We start from the raw sequence: 2808 nt of genomic DNA on the forward strand, positions 1-2808 counted from the left end.
AATGTTCCACGACTTTTCGTATGGTGATATTCGGCAAAATCACTGAATGTACTCGCTGTGCTTAACACTAAATCATTCTTCGCAATAGCGGACAACTTCGCTTTCGCTTCCAATGTTGCACCTTCCGAGTAAATATGATGCCCTTTCAGCACTACATCGCCAGCTCCTTTTATATGGCTTACCGCAACATCTTGGACTTTTTCATTACGATAATGGTTACCACCGCCCATCTTTTCATCAAAGCCCACGGCTAAAGCGGTGAGATTGAGGTTATTTTTTGCAGATATGTAGCTTTGACCCTTGCCGTCATTGATAATGTCGGCACCGGCAATATTGATGTCATTTGCTTGAATTTGTAGACTACCGTCTGAGCCTTTAACGTGCAGCAAACCTTTGCGAGCAATCGTGGTGTCGGTGCGTTGATAGCCTTGTTCATTCACCGAAGTGGTATGTGTCGTACTGCTGTGGTTAAAATTACCTGCAACCTTAAGCAGTATTGCACGGTCTGCTTCAATCACCCCACCGATATTCTCTACATTGCCGCTGATGTTGCCTGTAATGGCTCCGGCTTGAATATTGCCACTGTTGCGAATACTGTCGCTGTCAAAGCGGACTAATTCCCTTCCTGCGACTGTGCCGTTATTGATAAACTCACCACCACTGTGTTTTATGCTATTCCCTGAGAGCAAAACACCGTTACCCGTTATGTCGCCTTTTTTCACCAAGGAATAAGTAAGTAAGACGCCACTTGCATCAAATACGAGCGGTAAATTTACAGCTAGAATTTGTAAAATTTTAATCATAAATAACCGCTTGTATTACCTCTGTGTTTTACATTGTATGTTGTGAATAATTTTTTATGATGAAGAAGGCTTGATTTTCAAGGTTTCTAAAGATCAAATTATAAATAGTATACTTTGTGGAACACATCCCTTTTAAATATCTACTCAAAATAATATTTTTTATCCAAATAAGAATACATTCCAAGAAGTATGCCTATTAATATACTAGCTCTATCACTATAGTGTTTTAGTTTTTCTGTACTTATATTTTCAACTTCAAAAATATCACTTTCATTTACATGAAACTGGAAGCTAGAAGTTATAGATGTAGAGAAAAAATAAAATATTTCCACTATTTTTTTTTCTATTTTATCCTCTTCACGGTACAAAAATGAAATTTCCAATAGTTCTTTTTCTATCTCTAAATAATTATTCATATCAAAGAACCCCTCATCTAGCAATAAAATAAAGTTATCTACCTTAGATTTAAGCAATGTATATTTCATACTAATCTCCTATTCTATTCAAATTAGCATCGTAAGTTCCCATTCTAGTTTCTTTTTTCCCTAGATTTTTAATAGAGTCAGCCATTTTCCAAACCCCTCCATTATGGGCACCACCTTGATTTCTTCCATTTCCAACATCTATGGTTATATATCGCCCTTTATTATCTTTATAAATAGCTTCTCCTTTTAATGTTTGATTCGTTTTTTCGAATCCTAGTTTTCTTGCTGCTTCTGTTGCTTCGGGAGTCGTGTAATAAACATGCCCCTTAGTTGCTCTTAAGCCATTTCTATTCGGGAAGCTATCTACGGCTTTAGTATTTATCTTAGTTGGGCTTTCAGGAGAATGCACCTTCGGATTATAATAACGACCATCACTACCTTGATACGCTGTTACTTGGTGTCCTTTCCCATCTTTAAATGTATAAAGTTTTCTTCCATCAGGAGTACTCTTTCCTGTTGCAACAGCATCAAAAGGTAGCTGATCCCAACAGTCATTATGCACCCAAACCCCTTCATTATCAGCTTTTGCACCTCTAATAAAGTAAGTATGATCTGTCGCCACAGTCATATTGTAGGCTTTGAGTGCTTCTGCTTTTATATTGACATTCGATACGGTCTGCCATTCTCCATTTGCAGATAATAATCGATAGCCTTTTTGCAGATATTGAGCATCTATCCATTGAGCCTTCGCTATCTCTCCATTGTAATAATGTCCCTCAGAAGAGGCTGGTGCAATTCCTGATAACACCTGTGTAAAGAATGGGTGAATTTTGTTTGACACAATTGTTTGGAATTTTCCTTTGCCATCTTTCACTTCTACATATACCGTATAATCATATGGATTGCTGTAGTGAGCTTGGACTTTCTGATAGGTGGTTATTCCAGTTATTTCATTTTTCGCCAGCACCTTATCGCCCACTTTAATGGATGAAATCGGTTGATAGCCTTTGTCTGTTTTAACTTCCATATCGCCACGGAAAGAGCAAGTACCTATATTCGTTCTATTTTTAGTTAGATTTGGGATTTCTATCTCTTTACCTGCTTTAGAAATTATTTTTACACCAACTCCAGCGCCTGTTTTGATAACTGCACCCGCACCAGTAAAGGCTGTTGCTACATCTGCGGCTATATTACCAATCTCTTTTCCAGCTTTGAAAGAACCTTCTGCTCCTGCTTTTTCATAGTAAGCCTGCATTTTATCAAGTTTGTCTAAATATGACTGTTTTGTCATATCTGCAATATGAGAAATCGTATCATCCCTTGCTAGTAGTTCTTTAAATGCCATAATTGTTTCAACTGGACTCGTTACCATAGATAACAATCCAGAGACGCTTTCAACAATATTCTCAGGTATACCTACAGCAACCCCAGAAGCAAAGCTTGCATCTTGCCCTACATCGATTAACCCCCAATATAGTCTAGTTTTTACTTCACAGGTCGTGTTACCATTGCATTCCTTAAGTTCTTTCTCTTGCTTTTCTTTTTGCCATTCAGCAAGGTAATTATTCTCCACCGCCCTT

At 37.8% G+C, this 2808-nt stretch carries 3 protein-coding genes; all 3 read right to left on the reverse strand.

Annotation, left to right across the window (positions count from 1 at the left end; translation table 11 throughout):
* The coding region (locus tag A1D25_RS00010) for a hypothetical protein (RefSeq protein WP_157393683.1) at positions 1 to 803 on the reverse strand (803 nt) is incomplete at its 3' end.
* 140 nt (positions 804 to 943) lie between these two features.
* Positions 944 to 1288: a hypothetical protein gene (locus A1D25_RS00015; protein ID WP_157393684.1), complete on the reverse strand. Its 345-nt coding sequence runs from the start codon at positions 1286 to 1288 to the stop codon at positions 944 to 946.
* Between the two features lies 1 nt (position 1289).
* Positions 1290 to 2808, reverse strand: a 1519-nt coding sequence (locus A1D25_RS00020; protein ID WP_240327065.1) for a polymorphic toxin-type HINT domain-containing protein, incomplete at its 5' end; no start/stop codon positions are given.

It is taken from the genome of Ursidibacter arcticus (assembly GCF_009761375.1).
Classification (GTDB): domain Bacteria; phylum Pseudomonadota; class Gammaproteobacteria; order Enterobacterales; family Pasteurellaceae; genus Ursidibacter; species Ursidibacter arcticus.

What these genes read in the sequence shown, in the direction of transcription:
- A1D25_RS00015 (WP_157393684.1), bottom strand. Translation starts at nt 1,288, where the DNA reads ATGAAATATACATTGCTTAAATCTAAGGTAGATAACTTTATTTTATTG.